Source organism: Parapedobacter sp. ISTM3 (genome assembly GCF_016533505.1).
Classification (GTDB): Bacteria; Bacteroidota; Bacteroidia; order Sphingobacteriales; family Sphingobacteriaceae; genus Parapedobacter; species Parapedobacter luteus.
Genome location: NZ_JAENGN010000004.1, coordinates 312,698 through 335,561 on the forward strand (window position 1 = coordinate 312,698; position 22,864 = coordinate 335,561).

Consider the following 22,864-nt stretch of genomic DNA (forward strand, 5'->3'; position numbering starts at 1 on the left):
GCTGATTTTCGGGATGCTCACATCGCGGCGGAATCAGAGGTTGTGGCTCTTTCCAGATGTACTTAAAATAAATCGCTATGTGTGCCTGTTCTTACCAATGTAATGAGCCTTATGGTGTCCTCTTGCTCCCAAACCAACAGCCAATCGGGTTGGACATGGCATTCCCAAAACCCTTTGTACTTACCCGTCAATTTGTGCGGTTTGTTTTTTTGCGGGAGTGTACCTTTTTCAACCAACTGGGTAACGACTTCATCGAGAAGTCGCATATCCAAACCGCGCTTTTTTGCGAGTTTAATATCTCTTTTGAACTTTCCCGTCTGTTCAAGTTGATACATTACGAGTAAAGTTCTTTTCTGAAATCCTCCAGCGTGGTTTTGGTCGTCTTGCCTGATTTAGCCTCTTTTATCGCTTTTTCAGTATCTTTATTGTAACGAGGTTCTTCAAACTCTACAAAAGGAAGCGTTTTAAGATATTCATAGAATACTTTTGCCTGTTTGCTTCGCTTATCGATTTTTATCGTGATTTCCATATCCGCACATTTAATGATACTCCCCCCAAAAGTACGAAAAAATAAAATTGTTCGCCATTGATAGCGAAAGAAGTGAGCTTATCCATGAAAATGGCTGATTTTCGGGATGCTCACATCGCGGTGGAGTCCGAATCGTAGCGGAATCCGGGGCGCAACACGGCCTTCAGCTTTTCATAGGGCACAAACAACCTGAAGTATCCGTATGCATAGGGCGTCAGCTCATATAACCCGTAATGAAACGTAATGCCCTGTTTCGATAAAATGAAGTTCGATGAATAGGTGATCGAATCGGCAATGAAAATACCGTATTCGTCTTCATTGAGCTTCACGTCCGGCTCAATACCATACTGCTCCCGCACTTCGGCATCCAGCAGTCCATTGAGGGCCTGCTCCTGACCGACATCCAGTATATCCTCCAATTGAAGCCATTTTTTGTCGCGCTTACGGTACGTGTAAAAGTGCTGGGACGACATGCCATGCGCACCGCCCGTATAACGAAAGGTGCTGAAACCCATGACCAGGTAATCAGGGGTGTTGAGCACCGGGTAAACCGAATATTCGTATTGGTGATTCAGGGTATACGCAAGCTGCTCATCCAGCTCTTCCACCCTATCCGTCATCTCGGCTTCATATCCTTCCTCGAACAAGCCAAGCTGCTGATCGGCATATGCACCGAAATCGGTGAATCCACCGCCCGTGATGAGCGCTGTCAACTCCCCGGCCAAAGCCCCGTCACCGGGCAAAAATCCACGGAACTGCATGGTCCCTTCCAGGGCTTCCTCCAGTTGCCCGGATTCCACCGTCACAATCGTGTGCCGCTCAAACGGCAAAAACCGTTCGACCCCACGCCTATCCGACAGCGTGAAATGGAAGGCGACGGTATCCGCTTCGCTCGCCAGCATACCGGTATAGGAGCGGCCGTCAAACGCGCCGGTAAACGTTTCGCTGTCGCCCTGGTCTAACCACGTACTGAGTACCAGCGACTGAAAATTACCGCTGCGTGAACTGCGGTACAACTCAACGGGTAAGCATTCATCGAGCAAGTAATAGTGCGCTGCAACCGGCGGTATTTCCTCGGGCAATCCGGCTTCCAGTGCCGGATAAATGGCAATTTCCATACAGGCCGCGTGCTGACCGATTTTCCCTTCAAGGAGGTAATAACCCGGCGATTGCGCCAGAATTGCGGACGAGACACACAGTAAAAGGAGAAGTAAGGACAACCGTTTCATTGCGATAATTGACACCGGCACAAAAATACCGACAAAACCGGCGACTGCCCTCACTGAAATCAGGGATTTTCAACCGTTAAAAATACCCCTGATTTCCACTATTTTTTTCCCTGCCGGGCCGCACTAACTTTGCGTCATGCGAAATGGCTGTGCACATCCGATTGCCCTGACGCTGGCTGCCGTATTGAGCACGTCGGCCAGCGCCTGTATGGCGCCCCCTGTGCAACCGCCCAGTGGACAACGCACTGATACAATGAAACATTATCTTTACCTGGCAGCCGATGGCCGGTATGGCTATGCCGACGAACAGATGAACGTCGTCATTCCCCCTTCGTTCCGCTCCGCCGGAACGTTTACCTCCACCGGTTTCGCCGTAGTGGAAGATGAGCAACTGCGTTATGGCGTAATTGATAAGTCCGGCGAGCTGGTTATCCCCTTCCGGTACAGAAACATTTACTTACGAGTGGCCGGCAACCGTACGCTCGCCCGGACGGAACGGACCTATACCAATCGGCTCCGGTTTTGGGAGTGGCGTTTCCTGCCGGGGTTTTCCATTACCGGTGGCTCATCGGATAGCCGGTTGTTTGATACCGAGGTTAAACGCGCTCACGTGAAAATCACCGTACTGGAAACGAATCAGACCATTTATTCACAACGCGTACCAGCGGCAAGCAGTTATGGCCAGCAGTTTGCTATCAGGCCGCTGGGCAGGCTACACTTCCTGCAAGGGAACAGGCTTTTTAAGCTCACCGACCGGAAGGTAAAGCGCTTGGCGCGGCATATTTTTGACGAGGTAGATGGCGGACTGCTCCTGCAGCAGCGGGGAAACGGTTTCCGGTTGATTGACCGCGAGGGAAAACCGACTTCCGGCACGCGGTATAGACAGGTCGACAGCCTGCACACCGCTATCAACGGCTTGTCACTTTCCATTCCCGTAAGCAGCAATCGATACGATGATGCGTGCCGTGCCATGGTGCTTGCAGACGACGAAGGACACCAGTATATCTTTCCCGATTTCAGCAAAGCATTTCCTGCAAGGATAGACGCAGCAGCCGTTCATGGCGTCGCCGCCGACACCGTACTCCGTACGGCTCGACTGATCAGCGGGATGCCCGGCACAGACCGCTTCATGCTGCGGTGGTTCAATCGGCAGGCATCCTGGTTCGAACACACCATGGTCGATACGGCGGGCCACTGGCACATGGACCCGCCGCTTGACAATACATTCACCGTGGTAATCCCTTCGGGAGATATCCTATGGCCTCCCGCGGGGCACACCGTCCCAGAAGAGGCCGTGGAAACCGGTTGGCGAATTGCCGCTTACAGCAACATAGCAGACAAGCTATATGAGGTGACCATCAAACGCGACAGTACGGAACGCATGGGCGTTTGGGATGCCGAGGCGGGGGACTGGCGCTGGAAACCTGAGCACCATTACATCCGCTGCCTGAATCTGCGCCAGGGCTATTGGACTTTTAAGCCCGGCAAAGACAGCCTCTACGGCTTGTACCATTTACCGTCGGATCGCGTCGTCATTCCGCCGAAATACCACGACATGTCGGCCGATGGCACGGTATCTTATTACGATGAAAAGCTCGGTTATACCCGGTTTTATGTAAATTGGCAGACGCAACAGGAATTCCGGGAGAAAAGCAACTGAAATGAGACGGTGGTTTGGTTTAATGGCATTCATTACCCTTTCGTATGGCTGCACGCAGCACGGGCGGAAGGTCGAGCCGGCCTTTTATTACTGGAAGACCGTGTACCAAGCCGATGAGACGGAGCAAGCCTACCTGAGCGGGTTAGGCGCAAAGCGGCTTTTCGTGCGGATCATGGATGTGGACAACCAAGGGCCGAACGGCGAACCGATTCCGGTCTCTCCCATCGTGTTCAAGGATACGCTGCCCGATTCCCTCCAGCTGGTTCCGGTGGTGTTCATCGCCAACCAGGTGCTCAAAGACCGTACGGAAGCCGAGCTTGACGGCCTGGCTGAGCGGGTAAGCGCCTTCGTGCTGGGCAAAATCAAGCAGGCAGGTAAATCGGAATTTGATGAGTTGCAAATCGATTGCGACTGGACCGCCAGTACCCGGGAGGCTTACTTCCACCTCCTTGACCGGATACGGCAGCGGATGCCGGCGGGCACGCTGCTCTCGGCCACGTTGCGCCTGCACCAGGTGCGCAATCCGCACAGCAGCGGCACACCGCCGGTAGATAAGGTGCTGCTGATGTGCTACAACATGGGCAACCTGCGCAGGTTCGGGCCGCAAAATTCCATCCTGGACATCAACGAAATGCGCGTATACCTGAAGGGGTACCTGCGCGCCTATCCGCTGCCGATGGATGTGGCGCTTCCGCTCTTTAGCTGGTCAGTGGTGTTCCGTGACGGACAATATGCCGGCATCAGTAAGCGCCTGGACCCCGCCCTGCTTTCGGACACCGCCTTGTTCAACCCGCTGGACGACACGTCGCTCTTCCGGCTGAAGGCACCGCTGCCCCGGGCCGGCCTACGGAAGGGAGACATCATCCGCCGTGAGCATGTCGGCTATGCGGACGTACGCCGGGCCGCCCGTTTCCTCGCCGATGAGCTGCCTGCGGCAGACTTCACCCTGCTCTACTACCACCTGGACAAAAATTTGCTGGCTGGCCTTCCAGCCGAAACATCATCGGCATTATCACATGTACCTTCACCACAACAGCTATTCACCCATGCATCGCTTCAGGAAATTATCGATTGTTTTTAGTGCGTTTGCCGGCGCTTTCTTCGGCGAAGGCGCTTTCTTCGGCGAAATCGCACTCAATATCGCCTGCGGTCCCGAACCCGACCCGTACGACTATTATGTGTCGTACTTTCACAACAACGTGGCCGGCGACGGGTATGCGCCCTTTTCGTTTACCGACCTCCGCTTTCTCTACGATGAGGAGGAACCCGGGAGCGAGTCCCGCATCAACAGCGCGGAGTGGGCTGAATACTTAGGTGAGGCCGTACGGCCTGCTGATGTGCACGCCGCGATGTACCGCACCGATGCCGCCACGGACTCCGCTATACGCGCTTTTCTGGAAACGCAGGCCGCCCCGCTGCCCGACAGCCTTTCGGAAAACACCTACCTCCAGGCGCTGGCGCGCAACAAAAATGCCCGCGCGCTTTACCTGTTTGCCAAGACCGCGGAACCCCATGCACTGGCTGCGCATGCGGGTTATGACCATTACTGGAATCCCGAACCGCGTGATACCGCTAGCATGAACGTATTGGCCGCACAGGCGGAGGCATTGGCAAGGCAGCACCGGAAAGCCCCGTTTCTTCGCATGCGCTACGCCTACCAGGCGGCACGCATGTACCATTATGCCGGCGATTATGCCAACTGCGTCCGCATTTACGACCGGTGGATTGATGAGGTGCCTGCCACGACAGCCCTGAAAGGCTGGGCGCTGATGCTGAAAGCAGGTGCGCTGCGGCGCCTCGGGGAGCCCGCGGAAGCGGCGTACTTATTCGCAAATGTATTTTCCAGTAACCCCGAAAGGCGCGTACAGGCCTATAAAAACATCCACTACATCGATGTGCCCGTTGAAGAAATACTGGCCCATGCACAGTCCGATAACGAACGGGCAACCATCCACGCGGCGCTGGGCTTCCGAAATGCGGACCTCGATACCGCAACCCTGAAAACGGTGTACCGGCTGGCGCCGGGCAGCCCGCTGGTCGCCACGCTCCTCGTCCGCGAAGTGAATAAGCTGGAATCGCGCCTCACGGAGCAGTCGCCCTACTACCAGGGCCGATGGGGCGGGTGGGGGTTCTACGACGGCAGCACCCCGGCATCAGCCGCGCAGGCACATGCACGGGCAATCATCGGCTTTTGCCGGCAGCTGTCGGCCGATGCCGCTTATCCCCAACCGGCGCTCGGCACCGTCGCAGAAGCCTACCTCCATTGGCTGCTGCACGAGGATACCGAAGCCGTGGCCCTGCTGGGCGGACTGGCTCCCGGGACACTTTCGCCCCGACTGGCCGACCAATACCGCACCGTCGACCTGCTGGTACGTGCACGGGCGCTGGAGACGTCGCAGCCGGCCGATGTAGCGCGGTTAACCGAGACCTTAAACTGGCTGGATGCCAAACGCAGTGAAGAACTACGGGAAGCCATGGAACGGGCGGGCGACGAACCGGGCTATGCATTTTGGGCGCAGAAAGACCTGCGCTTTACCCGCACGGCTACCAATTTTTACCAATCGCTGCTTGCGCCGCACTTCATGGCGTCCGGCGATACCGCCCTCGCCGCAATGGCCATGCTGAAGGCGGATATCCCTTCCCCGGGACACGCGGGAAGCGCCGGCAAGTCCCTGCTTTCGCGGATATCGTGGAGCGCTGCGACGTTCTGGCAGGAGCAACTGCCCCCCACCGCACTGGAACAACTGGGGCGCTGGGCTACCGAAGGCATGGATTCGCCATGGGCGCCCCTCTTCGGCAGCCTGCTGGGCGACCTCACCGGCGACGACTATTGGGATTTACTGGGCACCGCGTACTTGCGCACGCATGCGTATGGCGCGGCATCCCGCGCGTTTGCAAAGCTCTCTCCACAATTCCAGCGCGAATCGCCGGTAGACTGGTACGGCGGGGAGGAACAGCCGCTGTACCCTGACCCGTTTATCACTGCCATCAACGACTACCCCAAACGTTTCGGCGGCACACCGCTCACCAAAGCCGGATTCGCGAAGGCCATGGCCGACCTGCAACGGCGCATTGCCGAAGACCCCGGCAATGCGGCCTCCTATTACTTCCAGCTGGCCAACGGCGTGTACCAGACCGGCGCTTTCGGCAACGCATGGCAATTGATCAGCTACCACTGGACCAGTACGCACAACTACATCCGGGGAAATTATTACTATGCCGGCGATTACCACGATGCCCGCCAGGCGGCAGCATGGTACGAGAAGGCGCGCGAGCTGAGCAAAGATCCCGAATTCCGCGCGAAATGCACGTTCATGCTGGCTAAATGCGAACAGAAGCGGTACAGTTACCCCAGCCTGAAAGCGTATTACGACGGTGGCTTCTCATACGGCAATAGGCCCGACCCGTTCTGGCTGTTCAGCCAACGGAACAGGTATTTCGGGGAACTGGAAACCCACTACGGAAATACGGCGTTTTTCCAGGCGGCCGTACGGGAATGTACCTACCTCGCTGATTTCATAAACAGGCCGTAGTGCAGGCCGATAACGGAACGCATGAGAAGCATCGTCTTATCATTCACCTGTTCGTTGGTATGCTGCCTGGCCGTGTTGGTTTGCCGTGCACAGGACGCATTGGATGCCGTGGCCAAGGCCTATCAGCAGGCCAGCTACGAAAACGGCGAGAAATTCCTGAAGGCCGGTCCCTATGTCCGCGCATTGTTTTTCAACGAACGTCGGGACGAAGCGATAGCCGTTCTGGAAGAAAACATCCGCTTGGCGCGGAAAAGGCAAGACGGCAAATATGCCGCGTACCTATACGGACTACGGTCACTCAACACGTTCATACTGGGCGACTCGGTACGGGCTGCCCGGTACATCGACAGCGCATCGGTTTTCGCGGCCCGCACCGCCGACCGCAAAATTAAGGGCTACGTGCACTATTGCCGGGGATGGTTACTGGCGCGCGCCGGCCGCGAGGTGGATGCCGTAACCACCTTTGTGGAGGGCCTCCGCCTGCTCGAAAACACCGGCGCCCACACCTACCAGCGTTCGATCTACAGCGAACTGTATGCGATATACGCCAATTGGCGGGCTACCGACCTTCAAACGAAGTATGCCTACCTGAATCTGGGCCTGGCCGTAAAATGGAAAGAACCATCGGCCCTGTTCGATGCACACATGCGCATGGGGCACCTGTATGAGACGCTTACCTCGGAAACCGGAAACCCATCGTTTGCCGACAGTGCAGTGCGCTATTACCGGAGCGCGATAGCCCTCTTCGAGGATAACCCGTCAACGATGGGAACCTCGCCCACCGATTTGGCGCATGCAGCCATTAACCTGGCAAACCTGCACCTCAACAACGCCGATACGGCTGACCGGCGGCAGGCAGAAAAGTATGCGCGCAAGGCGATTGCAATCGCCGACCAGTATGGGCATACCCAATTCAAAGCCGCTGGCTACGGTATCCTGTCTGCCCTGGCACGGAGCAGCCATCAGCCTGAAAATGCAAAAACCTACCTGCTGGCCGCTCTGGCTGCCGCTTCGCAGGAGACGGCCATGAATACCGAAACGCTTCCCCTTATTTTCCGGAACCTTGCCGAGCTGTCGGAGGGGCAGCAGGAGCATACCGAAGCGCTGCATTATTACAAGCAGTACGTAGCCGCCGCCGAGGATCGATTCGATGCAGAGAAGTTGGAATTGTCTGCACGGCTGGAAGCCCAATACGAGCGCGCCAAGCAACAACAGGCACTGGGGCAACTGCGCCTGGAGTCCGCGCAAAAGGAACAGCAACTCAAGCTGATGGATGCTCGTGCTGCCGAACAGCGGCAAGCGATTGAAGTGATGAAACTCAACGAAGAAAACCAGCGCCAGCAACTGGCGTTTGCTAACCTCCAAAATCAGCAGAAGGAGCAGGAGCTCGCAGCCGTGCAACGCGAAGTGGCGCTCAAGTCACGCATCAGCCAGACCTACATTATCCTCTTTGCTGTTGCATTGTTCATGATGGCGCTGCTGTTCTACGCTTACCGGCAGCGCTCAAAGACGTTGACCCAGCAAAGGCATCTTCATCGGCTGGAAATGGAACAGGTCCAGCAACAACACGAAATATCCAACCTCACCGCCATGCTCAGCGGACAGGAGCAGGAGCGTTCGCGGTTGGCGCGCGACCTGCATGATGGCCTTGGCGGACTGCTTTCGGGGACCAAGATTGAGCTTTCCGCCGTATTTTCCCGCGTGAACGACGCGGCCGCCCGGCAACAGGTCACCCGCTCACTGAACCAACTCGATGCGGCGGTCAATGAGCTCCGCCGTGTGGCGCACAACCTCATGCCCGAGCTGCTTTTGAAATATGGACTCACGGAGGCCATCCGCGAATACTGTAACCGGATGTCTCACGGCGACCTGGAGGTTGCCGCCGAGATTGTCAGCTACACCGACAGCCTCGACACCAATCGCCAGGTGGTCGTTTACCGCATCATCCAGGAGCTGGTAAACAACGCCATGAAGCATGCCGAGGCCAAGCACATCCTGATTCAACTGGCACAGGCTGACGGCACCCTATACCTGACCGTAGAAGATGACGGCAAGGGGTTCGACATCGTCACGCTGGATGGGCGGAAGTCGGCCGGCATACACAATGTGCAATCGCGGCTGGATTACCTGAAGGGGCACCTTAACCTCATCAGCGAGCCAGGCATGGGTACCACAGTGGAGATTGAATTTCCCTTGGCACAACCGGCCAAGATTATCCAGGCGAGCGGATCGTGAACGAAAGCACCTGAGTGACTTCGCTTAAATTCCCTTTTTTCAGGGATTTATTGCCTATGCAATATTGGTGATATTTGTTCCGGTGAACGCGCCAGCACAGGCGTGTCCATCGTTAAATAAACACTATGCGTATCCATCATGAATATCATTAAAACATCCATTTATAACCTGTTATTGGCATCACTGATAGCACTCGTTGCCCAAGCTTGCGCATTAGAAGGCGGCAGCAGGAGCGCCCAACCAGCAACACGTATTTCCGTTGAATTGAAACCCACCGCATCTGCGATCGACACCGCGCACTTGCTAGACGAGTGGAAGGCACTGGCCAGCCTTACCCAACCCGCTGGAGGTCCATCGCGGTCGTTTGACGTTTCCATGGTGGTGAGTGATACGGCCGTCACTGCCGAAATCTGGCCGAAGCTGTCCGACCGTCACCGCCAAAACTTTATCCGATTGTTGGACACACTAACCCGGCATCCGTCACCTATCCCACGGACACTGAGAAATCAGCAATTATCCGTCAATGAAACGGACACCAGCCTGCTGAGACTGCTTGCACTTACACCTGACACGACGTTTGCATTGCTTCCCGACCTTGGCAGCGCGCACTGGACGTATACCCACCGTGAAGTACCGGGTTACGCCGGCATGTCGCAATCGTATGTCACGACCTACCTCACGTACCAGCTGCGGCAGCCGATCCCTTCGCTCCAGTATAGGCTCGGGTTTGCGCCTTCAGCATCGGGGGAGGAAAACCCAATCCGCGAATCGATGGAAGCTATTATGCAACAGCTGCCGCCTTCTTCGGCAGACTACTCCATCGGTACCGGCGACCCCGTTGCCGACAGCCTATGGCAGCGGTTGCGCGGCAACCAGCGGCTCACTATCGATTCCAACACCATGCAAATTTGGTGGACGTCGGTCGATTTTAACTTCAGGCCATTTACCCCCATACTCGATCAGGACACGCTTTTTACCGTCAGTGTTGCGAAATTACTGGAAGAAACAACTCCTGAAGTGTATCACCTGCTGCTTGCGCCGGAGTTGACCCGCATCATGGCCGCTTATCGGATGGACGATGATGAATAAGACCTTATTTACCACGTTACTTGCGGTGTTTGCCCTGATAGCCCCTGCTGCTGCTCAGGAGAATTCGGGATTTATGTTTCCCAACCGTTTCGGTTTGTCCATGCAGAAAAAACTGGGGGTGGATGTCGGCCTGATTTCGTTCAATCAATTTACCGAACGTTCTCCGATGACCTTTTATGACATCTCCCTGGGCGTGGAATCCTATGTGACCAACCCCTTTACACTTGCACCCAAACTCTGCTTCGATTTCGGCCTTGGCGACATGATCCTATTTGGCGGAGGTATTGATGTGTCTCTGCCCACCGATTTTTCAACATACACGTGGATGTTTACCCCCAAAGTAGGGATAAGTTTAGCTTCCATTATACGGTTGTATTACGGCTATAATCAGTTTGAAAAAGAAAATGGCTTTCCAAACCTAGGTAACCACAGGGTGTCATTGGAAATTAACCTGGCTGCTTTCCACGACTTTGGGATTGGCTTATAGCAGCCCGGTTGAAGCCCGTCTACTCCAAGCTACTCCGCAAAAACGTCAATCTTCCTTTGTATACCAGGTACTCCACATGCACAGGCGTTTGCAACGGATCCAGCAGCCCCCGGTCGGCCGCAGCGATGTCATGCTGAATGTGGTGCAGTCCGCCGCATAACCGGACCCAACCATCGAACACCGATGTTACCGCATTGTTTCCGCGGTACCGGGTCACCGTCAGGTACCATTCTGTTGGGGTACCGCGATAAATCTCGACGTACGTATCCGGATTGTGCCTGTTCAGCCACGCCTGGATTTCCGGCCAGCTTACGAGTGCATGTCCTAACATAAGCAGCAACACAGCGCCATTGAATACGACGAGCATCTCCCCGAGGTATTCCCACCCCCCGCCGACCTGCCATTCGATAAACCAGCAAATCCCTACTAGCAACAGGGAAACGAACAGACAAATGCCAGCATATAATTTCAACATACCGGAAAGGCTACCCCCGATTACCTGCCAATCTTCGGTGCTTACCGGCCTGCGGATGGGCTCGGTCACATCCGAACCGGGATAAACCGCACCTGCGATCAATCCGCCGGGCAACAGGTACAGCTCAATCGGCAGCCGGCTCCAGGAGATCACCTCCACGATCCGCGTGTTCTGGAACGCTTTGAAGCCCATAAATGCCAGGGCGCCCTCAATCGGACGGCCATCGATTACGTAGCGCACCCGCTTCCCTTTGAGGCGCTGGATGCCATCCAGCCTGCCACTGATCAGCGAAAACCCCTGGTTGTTGAGGCAGTCATCCAACACCCGGCGGCGTTTGCGATGATAAAAAACAAAATACGCCGGGATTCCGAAAAACACCATGTAAAGCAATACGAGAAGAACCTGTAACCCGGCTTCTTCATCCCGTAAACCGCCATTCCGTAAACTCCAAACGATGGCAATAAAAACCAAAAAGAACACAGCCGTTACAGCCACAAACGTAGCATAAAACCGATGGTGATACCCGCGCCGCTCCTCAAGTGTCCGGCGGATCGATATCGGTAAGTCGGCGGAAGCGTTTTTGTTGTGTAGCATCATTAATGATTATCGGATAACGGTTGCACCCTATATTGTTCTTGTTGTATATCCCACACGACTTTGGGCAGCGGTAGGCGCAGTGTCGCCGCATTGGAAACCAGTGCCAGGTCATGCCGACGATTCACCATGGCGATCCGGTAATCATAGTCGCCGGGGCTGATATCCGATGGCAGGAACATGCCCCCATCCGCTGCTCCGTCCAAGACATAAGCACCATCTTTCCAAACGACGAAATTATCCGCCCACATCGCCACTTCCCCTGCGCCGGGGATAGGGTACGACTGCTTATGGCTCGATACCTGCCACACCCGGTACGCTTCATCGCCCGCTTTTGGCCGGTAGAGGAGGTACACGCCTTCGGCTTCGAACGTTTCGAGATGAGTGCCCGAATTTTTTGCGCCCATATACAGCAGTGCGGCATAAACGCTATCCGTATCGCCAGCCATGCCCAGATCGCCAACGGTCAATTCGAGTCCATCGTTTGCGGCAAACACCTCCCGGTAAAAGTCCAACCGGTTGCTGCTCGCCTCCATCACGGTGATGTATTTGTCGATGTTGCCGCGTGCCGGGTTCACATACCGGATTTTCAGCCAGCCTTTTTCCACATAGTCCAGCACTTCGTAATGATCGCCCTTGACCAGGTACATCGCCGACCGGCGTTCGGGTTGTGGGGCATCGTGCAGGTACAGCCGCTCCTGTTCCACCGGCAAGATGACCGGCTCCATGTCGTCTGTCGGCGAAAACAGGTATACCGCCCCACTGTGCACCGTATCCCCTGCCCGGTTGAAGACGGTGTGCACCGCAGTGAGCGGCACCAGTGCTGTCCAGGGAGCATCCTGTTCGACCGGGCGGAGCGACTCAGCCAGGTAGATTTCGCCCTGCGGCGTGAACTTCCAGCCTTGCCGCCGGTACATTTCCCGCTGGTCCTGCAGGACTCGTGTGTAGTCTGCCTGGACAAACAGGATTCCCTCCTCCTCCAGGAAATATGGGTTCAAAAAGCCCGTTGGCCGGCCCACATGCCCATTGCCCTCGGGCAGCAGCACTTCCCTGAAACGGCCCGCCGAAGGCTGGAATAGAAAGATGCGCCAGCGGTGCGGCGTATGATACCTATCGCCCAGGAATTGCACCGAAAAATCGGCATAACCATCACCATTATAGTCCGCTGCCTCCACCTGAGCCGTTGCGACCATTTCGCCGAGCACGACCGCCTGGGTATCGGTTTGGTTCTCCGATAGAATCATCACTTCCATCGTGTCGCCCCGGAACTCTACCAAAGCACGCTGCTGGCCGCTGACGGCGATGGCATGCCGGTCCTGTGCCCGCGCACCAACGATGCAGACGACCCACACAGCACCGAATAGGATGGGTATACGAAACATCATTTTATTGCTTTTCTTTCCGCCTGACGGTTAGCTCATGGAGTTCATCGGTAGCGGTATTCCATTGATAACCGCACGCAACATCGCCCATGAAAAGCTGGACTTCCCATAGGTTTCCATCCAGCCGCCGGGCATACACCTCCCTCCCCAGTAACCAGTCCGCCGCCCAATTATAGCCCAGATTATCGGAAGTCATCACGTACGCTGCCGTCGTCAAAACCTGCGAATATTTCAATTCATTGATGGAAATCGATTCAGGCAGTATTTGGTCCCCAAACGAGTCAAACAACCCGAGGTTGGATTGCATTTTTTCCGTCAACCCCAGGTCTTCTTGCATAAATTCTGCCCAACGTTCCCGTTGGATTGGTGGATAGCGACCGAGTACCGCATTGCGCAGGGCGGTATACGCCCCGCGGTTTTCTGCCAGAAATTGCTGCTGTCTTTCCTCGATTTCACGGTCGTCAAAATCCGGGTAGAAGTCGTCATACAACATCCATTTAAACTCGTCGATTTTGTTCAATAGTTCCTGCTGGGGGGTGGACGCCTTCGGTAACCGTCCGGCCAGCCACCCCGGTTGCTGCTTTCCGCCGGTATAGACCAGTACCTGCAGCAGTTCGATACCGTTCGTGGCATAGTCCCAGCTGTATTTCATGACAAAAGCCCGGTTAACTATCACTACGCTCCATTGCGTGTCCTTTATGCGATCGGCAAAACACAACCACCCCAACCCATAAAGCCGAACGTAATCCTGCAATCGCATCCCCTTTTGCAGCGTCAGGTAGTCCGACACCGCGATGTGGATCAGGTTTACGGAAGATAGGGTTCCTCCCGGGCCGAATGTCCGCGCAGCAGTCAGCACGCTCGTCAGGTCAATTATTTCCCGCACCGAAACGCTATCTTGCTGAAAGTATTTGTCCAGCACCTGCAAATCCAGCACTTCATAGCCGGGAAAGGCCTCCGGCGCAGGCGGCAGTGTTTCCAATCCCGCAAGGCGCAGGCGGAGATAGCGATCCTTGTTTTTTTCAATAAATGCCTGCATATGCCGGATTACCGGGTGCGCTAAAGCGGCCTCCGGATTATTTTCCCCCGCCACCATCCAGCCTACAAATTCCGCTTTCTTTTCATCGCGGTAGGGAGCCATCCAACGGTCCAGTTCCGCGCTCAATTGCTGTTCTTCCGCTTCGGCAGATAGCGGCTTCTGGCAGGCGGCGGCGCTGCCCGCCCACAGTAAAAAGGCAATTAAAAATACTTTTGGTGTATTCATCGTCCAAAACAACACAAAATACCGCTTGCATAAAACCCCAATTTTCAGGGATTTTCTGTCAATTTTTCCGTTTCAGCACTCGCGCTGCTCGCCGCAATTTCGGTGTTCGGACAAGTGAAACCAAGCTTTTGGTCGGTGTGTACCGCATTGTTGAGGTCCTCACCGCACTCCAATCGCTGCATATTCAACCTAAATACATGTCCCTCGGCGTCCCGGAGTTCAAGCGTTTGTATCGGCTTCTCGAGCGGATCCCAGATAGCAGTCGTGTCCACTTGCATCCGGCTAAACACGGTGCGCAGTGGAAACGTGCGGTTGTAATGCCCATGGAGGTGGGGCGACAAGGAAGCTGTGTCACTTGCTGCCACGAAACCATCCCACCCGCCCTGGCCATCTTCTTTCAGGAAGAGATACGGCTGGCCGTTATTTTCCCGCCCGCAACTGACACGCAGCAGCTCTAACGGGCGATTCCAGTCCGTTATATCCATACAAAACAAGCCGTATCCTACGGCATTACCTGTTAAAAAAATACCATCATGGTGCAATCCACCCAACGTCCCGCTTACGGCATCCTCCCCGTATTCCACTTGTGTGCCCGGCACGATGATACGGCTTACCTGACCGGAATCGGGGTGGTACAGCACTACCTCGTAGCGGGAACTTATCACCAAAGTCTCCCCATCCGCTGAAAACTTCAGGCCAATCATATCACCATCCACCCATCCGCCGTCGCCCATACCCCGCTCAAAAGGCAAATCCACGATATACTGCCTCCCCTCCCGGTTAACATAAAGTTGCCGCCCATCAAGATACCTGTATTCCGCGCCCGGGACTTCTACTGTGGATTGCGCCAACGTAACAACAGAAGCCGATAGCACGAGTGTATAGGTGAGCAGCACGTTCATGTTGCAGTTATTTTTCTTTTTTCAAAAGTATATCGGATAACAGCGCGGAAAAACCCCTACTTTTAGGGATTTTGCCGTTTCTTCATTTCCGCTATTATTGCATTCAAGTAACTGATGAAGATTATTGAAGCCGAAATAACGAAAGAAGAAAAGCGAAAAATCGGGACAGCCGTTATCGGTAGGACGATCGTTTTGGTGGTATTCCTTGTCCCCATATTATATGCCGCTATTTTCGTTTTACGCAATGCCTTTTCAAGCGTTATGAACGGCAAACCGGATACCCTCTCCATGATTTTTTCCGGAGTGTTTCTCCTGATTTTCCTGTGGGGAAGCCGGTTTATCGTTCCCTTCTACAAAAACAGTGTCCAATACGCCGGTGCCCGCACCAAACAAATCATCGAGACCACCATACTGGAAATAAATCACCGCGTCGGCCTCAGCGTAGGGCTGGTGTTCTATATCAAAACAGACTACTGCCACATCAATACAGGCAAACAAGTCATCCATTTTCAGGATGTATCGTTCATGGACCTCCGCAAAGGAATGAAGTTGTACCTCCATGTTATTCCCGGGACGAAGAACGAGTTTCTCCGGATTTCGGCGCATCCGGAAAAACCCTTGTAGATCATCGGTTTTTCATCCTCCTTCTTCCCATTTCAAGTCCATTGCCTCTCTGTTAAAGACCAACAAGCGCTGCGCTTCCCCGTCCGTAACGATGTAATTTTCCCGGTTTTCATCCATATTCCCCCGTTGTGAGCTGAGGCCCAACAGGCAACTATCCATTAAATAGTCTTCCATACGGAGCAGGCGCCCGTTTTCATCCAATTCCAGCCAAAGGAATCCCGATTCGTTGCCGGCACCGCAATGCCCCAAAGCGTAAGCTTTAGATGGGCGGTCATAGGAAAGCACAATCCGTAGCTTATCGTCCACCACGTTGTATCCAGCAACGGAATGATCGCCCCGGTAGAACAGGGGAAGGCCTAATGCCTTTAGATTTACCTGGAAATCGTGGCCTTGGCACTTAATTTTCAACAAACTATGATGCTGCAAAACATCCATATCGTCCCGGTGGATCCGCAAGGGCAGGCGCTTTCTACCATCGGTCCATTCCCCGCTCACCATCCTTGCACTTACCGTACGATTTTCAAACGTCCCGTACTCATATGCAATGGTTATTTTTTCCAGAAAGCCCTCCATGGAATGATACTTCTCTATCATGTCAAAAAAGGAATAGCTATCATAGTCGTCGTATAGGAAATGGACGAGCGTATCCGCTGGTTCTGGCTGTTTGAAGTGGTACAAGGTCAACTGATTGGCGTAGATACCCGCCAGGGCGAGGGGTTTCTTATGACGGTCGTATTGGTACCAGCCTGATACCGAATACCAGCCCAAATGACCGGATGACCTGTCTTCCACATTCAGACAAAAGGTGACCGGCATCTCCGTTCCCTCGCCGATATGACCGGAAAAGACGAGGCTGCGGATTTCGTATTCTTCCAGCTCCACGAAGGTCTGGCCGATAGCCGGACAGCTCCATACTACTACTAATAACGTAAGTCCCATCCAGTAAGCCAGCTTGGTATTCATAGCAATGCGCGTTAGACAAGTAAAATAATGCAAAAAAGATCCGGCCCAAAACCCCTGAATTCAGGGATTTATTCCCCCACGCAAAAAGGTAAACTTTGCAGTCACAATAAAATACCAAACTATGCAATAATGACTGCACGATGATATCCATTATCCTATTGTCAACGGCTGCCATTTACACACCGCAGCTGACGGACTCCATACCCGATAAATACAGCTGGCATCCCGATGGGCTCATCATCTATGCAGCCCCTTCGCTAACCGCCGATTCGATCAATCGCGCCGGTTATGGGGAATTTATCCTCGTTGAGGAGTTATTGGATGGTGAGACCGTCAACGTGGCCCTCTACCAACACGATGAAGATAAGTGGATTTCAGACGAATACCTGAAACTGTACCAGCATGCATCCCATTGGCTGCGGATAAAGCACGGCGGCCGGTCAGGCTTCATACTGGACACTTACCTGGCGCCTATTCCACCGCTGGACACGTCGCACAAGTCCGGCTTGGTCTGGGAAGAATACCTTAAAAGCCTGTCGGTAGTAACGTTCGAAAAGTGCGAGGGCCAAACCGAGGATTTTTGTGCAAGAAACACCCTTCATTTTGAGAACGGCATCGTATACACCTATACGGACTTTGGGCCCTGTGAGCAATGCGGTCATGTGCAAACGCAGCTGTACGTCCCCCTCATCGGTAAAGCCGAGGCCATGATGATGGGGTTGCATTTCTTCCGCTGCTATGGCCTTTTCTCGGGAGCGAACAGCGTTTTGCTCAAGCGTGAGGGTGAAGGCGTAGCATTAGAAGGATATATGGAGTCTGGCCAAACGCTTGTCATTTCGTTCACTGAGCTGCGAGATGGGGTATGTTTAATCGAAGATAATTATTTTTAAGCCAAGCAATGGAGCATCGGGTTAGCGCCTTTTCTTATACTGCAACATGCCGGATTCAACATCCAACCCGCTGATATAGACAGTACTCGCAGTAAATAGGCTAATGACTGAATAAGCTTCCTCCTCTATCTTAATCAGCGCAAAGCGCTTATTTTCGGCCGCCTTGGCCCGGAGGCGTCCCGTGATTGAAGGGTAGGTCTCGTGCCATTCGGCAAGATAGAGGCCGGAACTCCCTGCAAAGGGCTCGATAGCTGAAAACACACCCTCCGGGATAATAGCTTCGCCAGAAGCATTATAAAGCCCGAAATGTTCTTCCAATCCGCCTTCCGTTTCCGCTTTCCTCTTGGTTAATAGATGGCCGTCATCCAAGACCCTGATGCGGGCGTAGTTCGGCGGCAGAATGTGTTGCCCTTCCCAGTTGACAAAACCGAATGTATAGGCGCTACGCTTCGATGCCGTGTCCCGTTCTATCTTTCTATAAGTAAACCCGGTAGAATGGGTATGCTCAGGCACGTTGTGTTCAAGTTCCATCACTTTTTTGCCTTTCATTGTATATAACGCCCCATTTTCCCGGTTGCCTGCTGCAATACCCAGTACGGCAAACACACCTGCCTCTCGGTCAGCATACCGGCCGGCGTAATGCTCTTGCAGATAAGAGACGGCCTCCTCAGACGGCGAAAACACGGCCATGCCCCACCATTTCAGGATATCAAATTTCGCCGGAAGGATGATTTTGTTTTCCCTTTTTACGCCGGTTTTACCTGCCCTGCCAGAAAACTTTTCATATCCCATCCGAACCATGTAGGTGTTAAGCTCCTCTTCAGATGTCGGAATCCTTTCCCTGATTGGCTTCGGCTTATACAGCTCTGGAGTGTCCAGCAATCGACCGATGTACTCCCTTTTCTGAGCAATATCCACTGTTTTATGGTCTTCGAGATAGTCGTTTATACTGGTCAGTTCGGAAGCACTGAAATGCTCCGCATAGGAAGCAACATTTTTTGATGCAAGTTTATTGAACTGCACATCATAAATATCCTGGCGGCCGGTTTCAGAAAACAATCCACCAAAACCTTCGCTGAACTGCTGATAGAAACTACCTTTAGCTGGATCAATTTCGCTGTACATCGTATAAAAGGGGATGTTGCCGTAAAGTCTCCGCAGCGCCAGGTTTGCTTCGAGTGGAACGATAAAGGTATACCGATGGGGGAGGACCTTTTCACCCGCGGCATCAATGATTCCCTGAAAAAAAGTGCTGTCCCGAGCTATATAATAATGTTTGCCTGCCAGCTCATAAGGTACTAAATCATAATAACGAATCGGGATGACAAGCTTTCCTTCCCTGTTGACCACCCCAAAAAAATCGCCCTGTTGCACAATGGCCTGACCTGCTTTGAAGCTGCGCGCATAGTCGTATTGGAAGCCGATAACCGCTTTATTATCTGCATTGATAAATCCCCATTTCCCGTCTCTTTTTACCGCCGCCAACCCTTCGGAAAAAACACCGGCGGCGCAATACTCGGGGGCGATATGCTGGTTCCTGTTTCTGATGCTGACAAAACCATAAGTATATTCCGTTTGTGCGGCAACGGTTTGGATTAGTACGGTCAGTAATAAGGTATGAGCGACGGTTTTTGTGAGTTTTATTACGACGGGCTTTGATCCAATGCATTTATGCACGAATAGTTCCATATCTGCCTTCACATTGATAGCTGTAATGCTTATCCACATGCTTACAAATGTAAAGGTCTATTAGCTTCACACCAACTGCTGCCCGTACAGGTAACGACTACACGTTTCAGGAAAACTGTCTACAAATCGTCTACAAACGTTGCGCTTCTTCGGAAAGATACCCAATTTTACCGGATGAACAAGAAGTCACTGTTCGGGATGTTGCTTTGTTTGCTGTTTTTTCCATGGAGCGCCGGGGCACAGTCCACCGTTATTGATTCGCTAAATGTCATTATCAGCAATCCAGATGCTGCGAGGCACGAACGGATAGCTGCCATATGCCAAAAGGCAAACATTCTGACAATCCAGAAAAGATTCGCGGAAGCGCTGCTCCTTGTCGGCAAAGCAAAGGAGCTTAATGAGAAGGACGACGAGCCGAGCGGCGCATTGATCTATTCAACTTTGTCCTCGATTTACGCCGGACAGGACAGCCTGGGGCCTGCTTTTGCAGCTATGGACAGCGCTCAGTGGTATGCCTCGCAAACCGATGACAAACTGACCAAAGGGCTGGTATTGAACAAAAAAGCTTGGTTTGAGTCCTACCTGGAAAATACGGACAAAGCCTACGAATACCGGCTGGAGGCGCTCCGGATGCTTGAGGGGCTGCATGAACAGCAAGCCGCTTACGTAAGAAGCAATATCTACCATCATCTGGCTGCCGCCGAGGGGCATTGGAGAAGGCCGGAAAAGCAATTGAAATTTGCGAGCCTGTGCCTTTCGGAGGCGCTTAACAGTAATGACGCCGACGCCATTTCAAACGCTTATCTTAGTATGGGTATCAGTTTCCTGTACCGGTACCGGAAAGATACGTCCCAAAAAACGCTGCTGGACTCTGCCATGCATTACACAAAAAAAGTCTTAACCTTTTCCCATGCCAATGAAAGCCGTGTCACCATACCCGGCACCATCGGCATCGCTTCCCTGAACCTGGCCAATTTATACCATGAGTTTTACCCGGTTTCTTATCAAGATTCGGCAAACGTCTACCTGGAAAAAGCGTTGCAGATCGGAAGAAAAACCGGCAATATGGAGGTCGTCGGGAACAGTTATGGTATCATGAGCGAATATGCCCTAAAGGAAGGGAGTACCGACCTCGCCGAAAACCTATTGCTGTCGGCACTCAGCGAAATATCTTCAAGTACGGAGAAAGCCCCGCGCATGAAATCGAGGATCGTGAATGCACTGGCACGGGTGGCGGAGAAACAAGGGGACGATACCAAGGCGTTAGCCTACTACAAGCAATACATGACCCTGGATAAGGAATTGTTCGATGAAGAAAAGTTTTCCTCTGCCCAGAAACTCGAAGCACAGTACCAATCGGAGAAAAAAGAAATGGCACTTTCTGCGGCAAATCAGGAAGCCGCTTTTACCAGAAAACTGAACCGCTACTACCTGGTGTTCATGATTGCTGGTTTCATGGCGTTGTTTTTCCTGTTCCGCTCCTATCGATTTAAACTCAAGGCCGCTCACCAGCGACAATTGCTCCTGGCCAGCGAAAAGAACGAAGCGCAGCTCCAAGCCAGCCTCAAGGCCGAAGAAACGGCGCGTTTGCAGGCAGAGCGTAAATTGATGCAGGAACGTTTGGATAGGCTGGAAAAGGAACTGCTCGCCGGAACCCTGCAAACGGAAGAAAAAAACACCCTGCTAAAGGCTCTGCGAGAACAATTGACGTCCCTTGACAGCAACGACCCGCTGCACCAGAAAATCAACAGATTGATGTCCAAAAACAATGAAGTAGATAAAAGTTATCAGGATATCCGGGCCGAATTTACAGAAATACATCCCGATTTTATCGCCGGTCTGCAGCAGAAGGCCGAGAACGGGCTCACCCGTCTCGATTTGAAGTATTGTTCCTATATTTTGATGGGGCTCACCAATAAGGAAATAGCAGTAAAGCTAAACATTGCCCCAAAAAGTATCCGGATGGCGCGTTACCGTATCAAACAGAAACTGAAACTGACAGAAGAGGAAAGTCTGGATACCTTTATTGATAACCTGGCGGCAAAACCCACTGACAAAGGGCACCTGCGCTAACGAAGCCGCGACCGATCGTAGCCGAAAGCGTATGACAGGGCTAACCCGTGGCTGTTCCCCAGAATAGATCGTCTGAAAGCTACCGTGTAATGATAAACCAGACGCAGCTGCTTAACAGGGTACAAACCGATCAGCATATTAGCGGACGAGGTGGTCCGGTATCCTGCTCCGAATTCAAGTTTGTCTTTGAAGTTTACTGAAAGGTTCAGGTCAAGTTGCAAGGGGGCTCCGTCCTCATATTTTACCAGTGCGCTGGGTGTGATCATGATCTCCTTATACAGATCGGTAAAGAAACGGTAGCCCGTGTAACCGTACACCGGCGTTGAAAGTTCCAATTGGTTTTGGGAACCCAGTTTACCGCCAAACAAATCCGGCGTGGAAACGCCAAGATAAAAACCGACTTTATTGTACAGGATGCCTGCGCCGATAACCGGTATGGTTTCCGATAGGTTATCCGCGAACAGCGGATCATCCTCAATCCCCAGCTCTAAAAGATTTTCATGAATACGCCTTACGCCTGCGGTCATCGCAAAGGAAAACACGTTCTCATCGTACACCTCCCAGTAGGGCCGACTTGGCTTTAGATCGAAAAATATTTTGTACGAATAAGCCAGCACGGCACTCGTTGCGGAGGTAACACCTACTTTATCGTCCATAATAGCAGCACCCCACCCCATTTTACCCCTTGCAAGAGGGGTATGGATACTCAGCGCTGACGTTTTGGGAGCACCCTCAATATCACGGGTATACCGACTATGGCTCGCACTGGCCACAGATCCCGGAGCCATTCCCGCATATGCCGGATTGATCAAAAATGGATTGTAATTATATTCGGGAAACTGTGGCGTTTGCTGCGCCAATACTGTGTGCTGGCACCAAATGACACTGGTGAATATCAGTGTGAATACCGCTTTTCTAACTTTCATGCTAACGCCTTAAAACCAACAACCCTTCAACTTTTTTAAACTCCTGCTGATCGCGGTACTGTACGACGAAAAAGTAAGTTCCGGAAGGCAGTACCCCAGCTCCCAACTTCGTCAACCGGTTGGCTGTTCCGGTAAACACCTTTGACCGGTTGTCATAATGCTGAACCTGAAAAACCAGGTCTCCCCATCTGCTGTATATGGAAACAATGTTCTCCGGATAGCGCGTTATGCCATCAATTTTCCAGAAATCGTTGATACCGTCTCCGTTTGGTGATATACCGTATTTGGTTTTGGTGATATCTTCATGTGATTTTACGGTA

Annotated in this window: 20 protein-coding genes; 9 read left to right on the top strand and 11 right to left on the bottom strand. The window is 53.0% G+C overall.

The annotated features are described in order from the left end of the window. Window positions 1-62: 62 nt before the first annotated feature. From JHJ32_RS08365 to JHJ32_RS08375, 3 genes are all read right to left on the bottom strand, one after another. Window positions 63-335 carry a type II toxin-antitoxin system YafQ family toxin gene (locus tag JHJ32_RS08365; RefSeq protein ID WP_079716420.1) on the bottom strand — a complete coding sequence of 91 codons (273 nt, stop codon included), beginning with the start codon at window positions 333-335 and terminating at the stop codon, window positions 63-65. Next, a complete protein-coding gene (locus JHJ32_RS08370; RefSeq protein WP_079716421.1) occupies window positions 335-529 on the bottom strand; it encodes a hypothetical protein in 195 nt (64 codons plus the stop codon). The genes JHJ32_RS08365 and JHJ32_RS08370 overlap by 1 nt, the downstream gene beginning before the upstream one ends. 110 nt (window positions 530-639) lie before the next feature. After that, the gene (locus tag JHJ32_RS08375; RefSeq protein ID WP_200120673.1) at window positions 640-1,758 is read right to left on the bottom strand and encodes a DUF3298 domain-containing protein; all 1,119 of its coding nucleotides are present in this window, start codon (window positions 1,756-1,758) and stop codon (window positions 640-642) included. Between the two features lie 136 nt (window positions 1,759-1,894). Between JHJ32_RS08375 and JHJ32_RS08380 the strand changes: the two genes are divergently transcribed. The 6 genes from JHJ32_RS08380 to JHJ32_RS08405 all read left to right on the top strand — a co-directional run bounded on the left by JHJ32_RS08380 (window position 1,895) and on the right by JHJ32_RS08405 (window position 10,762). Further along, window positions 1,895-3,418, top strand: a complete 1,524-nt coding sequence (locus JHJ32_RS08380) for a WG repeat-containing protein (RefSeq protein WP_200120674.1) — start codon at window positions 1,895-1,897, stop codon at window positions 3,416-3,418. 1 nt (window position 3,419) lies between these two features. After that, window positions 3,420-4,499 carry a hypothetical protein gene (locus JHJ32_RS08385; RefSeq protein WP_200120675.1) on the top strand — a complete coding sequence of 360 codons (1,080 nt, stop codon included), beginning with the start codon at window positions 3,420-3,422 and terminating at the stop codon, window positions 4,497-4,499. Beyond that, window positions 4,435-6,951: a hypothetical protein gene (locus JHJ32_RS08390; RefSeq protein ID WP_200120676.1), complete on the top strand. Its 2,517-nt coding sequence runs from the start codon at window positions 4,435-4,437 to the stop codon at window positions 6,949-6,951. The genes JHJ32_RS08385 and JHJ32_RS08390 overlap by 65 nt, the downstream gene beginning before the upstream one ends. 21 nt (window positions 6,952-6,972) lie before the next feature. After that, window positions 6,973-9,186, top strand: a complete 2,214-nt coding sequence (locus tag JHJ32_RS08395) for a sensor histidine kinase (RefSeq protein ID WP_200120677.1) — start codon at window positions 6,973-6,975, stop codon at window positions 9,184-9,186. A gap of 138 nt (window positions 9,187-9,324) precedes the next feature. After that, window positions 9,325-10,275 (top strand): hypothetical protein, encoded by a 951-nt coding sequence (locus tag JHJ32_RS08400; RefSeq protein ID WP_200120678.1) that lies wholly within the window; start codon window positions 9,325-9,327, stop codon window positions 10,273-10,275. Then, on the top strand, window positions 10,265-10,762 hold the full coding sequence (locus JHJ32_RS08405) for a hypothetical protein (protein ID WP_200120679.1): 498 nt from the start codon (window positions 10,265-10,267) through the stop codon (window positions 10,760-10,762). Before JHJ32_RS08400 ends, JHJ32_RS08405 begins: the two co-directional genes overlap by 11 nt. 19 nt (window positions 10,763-10,781) lie before the next feature. Here JHJ32_RS08405 and JHJ32_RS08410 read toward each other — a convergent pair whose 3' ends face one another. From JHJ32_RS08410 to JHJ32_RS08425, 4 genes are read right to left on the bottom strand one after another with little or no spacing between them, the layout of a single operon-like run. Continuing rightward, window positions 10,782-11,834: a hypothetical protein gene (locus JHJ32_RS08410; RefSeq protein WP_200120680.1), complete on the bottom strand. Its 1,053-nt coding sequence runs from the start codon at window positions 11,832-11,834 to the stop codon at window positions 10,782-10,784. Continuing rightward, window positions 11,834-13,216: a hypothetical protein gene (locus JHJ32_RS08415; RefSeq protein WP_200120681.1), complete on the bottom strand. Its 1,383-nt coding sequence runs from the start codon at window positions 13,214-13,216 to the stop codon at window positions 11,834-11,836. Before JHJ32_RS08415 ends, JHJ32_RS08410 begins: the two co-directional genes overlap by 1 nt. Before the next feature lies 1 nt (window position 13,217). Further along, window positions 13,218-14,477: a hypothetical protein gene (locus tag JHJ32_RS08420; protein WP_200120682.1), complete on the bottom strand. Its 1,260-nt coding sequence runs from the start codon at window positions 14,475-14,477 to the stop codon at window positions 13,218-13,220. Window positions 14,478-14,521: 44 nt separating this feature from the next. Further along, window positions 14,522-15,379 carry a hypothetical protein gene (locus tag JHJ32_RS08425; RefSeq protein ID WP_200120683.1) on the bottom strand — a complete coding sequence of 286 codons (858 nt, stop codon included), beginning with the start codon at window positions 15,377-15,379 and terminating at the stop codon, window positions 14,522-14,524. A gap of 114 nt (window positions 15,380-15,493) precedes the next feature. Between JHJ32_RS08425 and JHJ32_RS08430 the strand changes: the two genes are divergently transcribed. Further along, window positions 15,494-16,003 (top strand): hypothetical protein, encoded by a 510-nt coding sequence (locus tag JHJ32_RS08430; protein ID WP_200120684.1) that lies wholly within the window; start codon window positions 15,494-15,496, stop codon window positions 16,001-16,003. A gap of 12 nt (window positions 16,004-16,015) precedes the next feature. Here JHJ32_RS08430 and JHJ32_RS08435 read toward each other — a convergent pair whose 3' ends face one another. Then, window positions 16,016-16,966 carry a hypothetical protein gene (locus JHJ32_RS08435; RefSeq protein ID WP_200120685.1) on the bottom strand — a complete coding sequence of 317 codons (951 nt, stop codon included), beginning with the start codon at window positions 16,964-16,966 and terminating at the stop codon, window positions 16,016-16,018. 140 nt (window positions 16,967-17,106) lie between these two features. Between JHJ32_RS08435 and JHJ32_RS08440 the strand changes: the two genes are divergently transcribed. After that, on the top strand, window positions 17,107-17,856 hold the full coding sequence (locus JHJ32_RS08440) for a hypothetical protein (RefSeq protein ID WP_200120686.1): 750 nt from the start codon (window positions 17,107-17,109) through the stop codon (window positions 17,854-17,856). Window positions 17,857-17,877: 21 nt separating this feature from the next. Here the strand turns inward: JHJ32_RS08440 and JHJ32_RS08445 are convergent, their stop codons facing one another. Beyond that, window positions 17,878-19,584: a WG repeat-containing protein gene (locus tag JHJ32_RS08445; RefSeq protein WP_200120687.1), complete on the bottom strand. Its 1,707-nt coding sequence runs from the start codon at window positions 19,582-19,584 to the stop codon at window positions 17,878-17,880. Window positions 19,585-19,719: 135 nt separating this feature from the next. On the opposite strand from JHJ32_RS08445, the gene JHJ32_RS08450 reads away from it, so the two are divergent. Further along, complete coding sequence (locus tag JHJ32_RS08450) at window positions 19,720-21,618, top strand: LuxR C-terminal-related transcriptional regulator (protein ID WP_200120688.1); 1,899 nt, start codon at window positions 19,720-19,722, stop codon at window positions 21,616-21,618. Here the strand turns inward: JHJ32_RS08450 and JHJ32_RS08455 are convergent. Together JHJ32_RS08455 and JHJ32_RS08460 are read right to left on the bottom strand one after the other, a co-directional pair. Then, window positions 21,615-22,544, bottom strand: coding sequence for a PorP/SprF family type IX secretion system membrane protein (locus JHJ32_RS08455; protein ID WP_200120689.1), 930 nt, complete (start codon window positions 22,542-22,544; stop codon window positions 21,615-21,617). The genes JHJ32_RS08450 and JHJ32_RS08455 overlap by 4 nt on opposite strands. 1 nt (window position 22,545) lies before the next feature. Beyond that, window positions 22,546-22,864: gliding motility-associated C-terminal domain-containing protein (locus JHJ32_RS08460; protein ID WP_200120690.1), on the bottom strand; the 319-nt coding region annotated here is incomplete at its 5' end.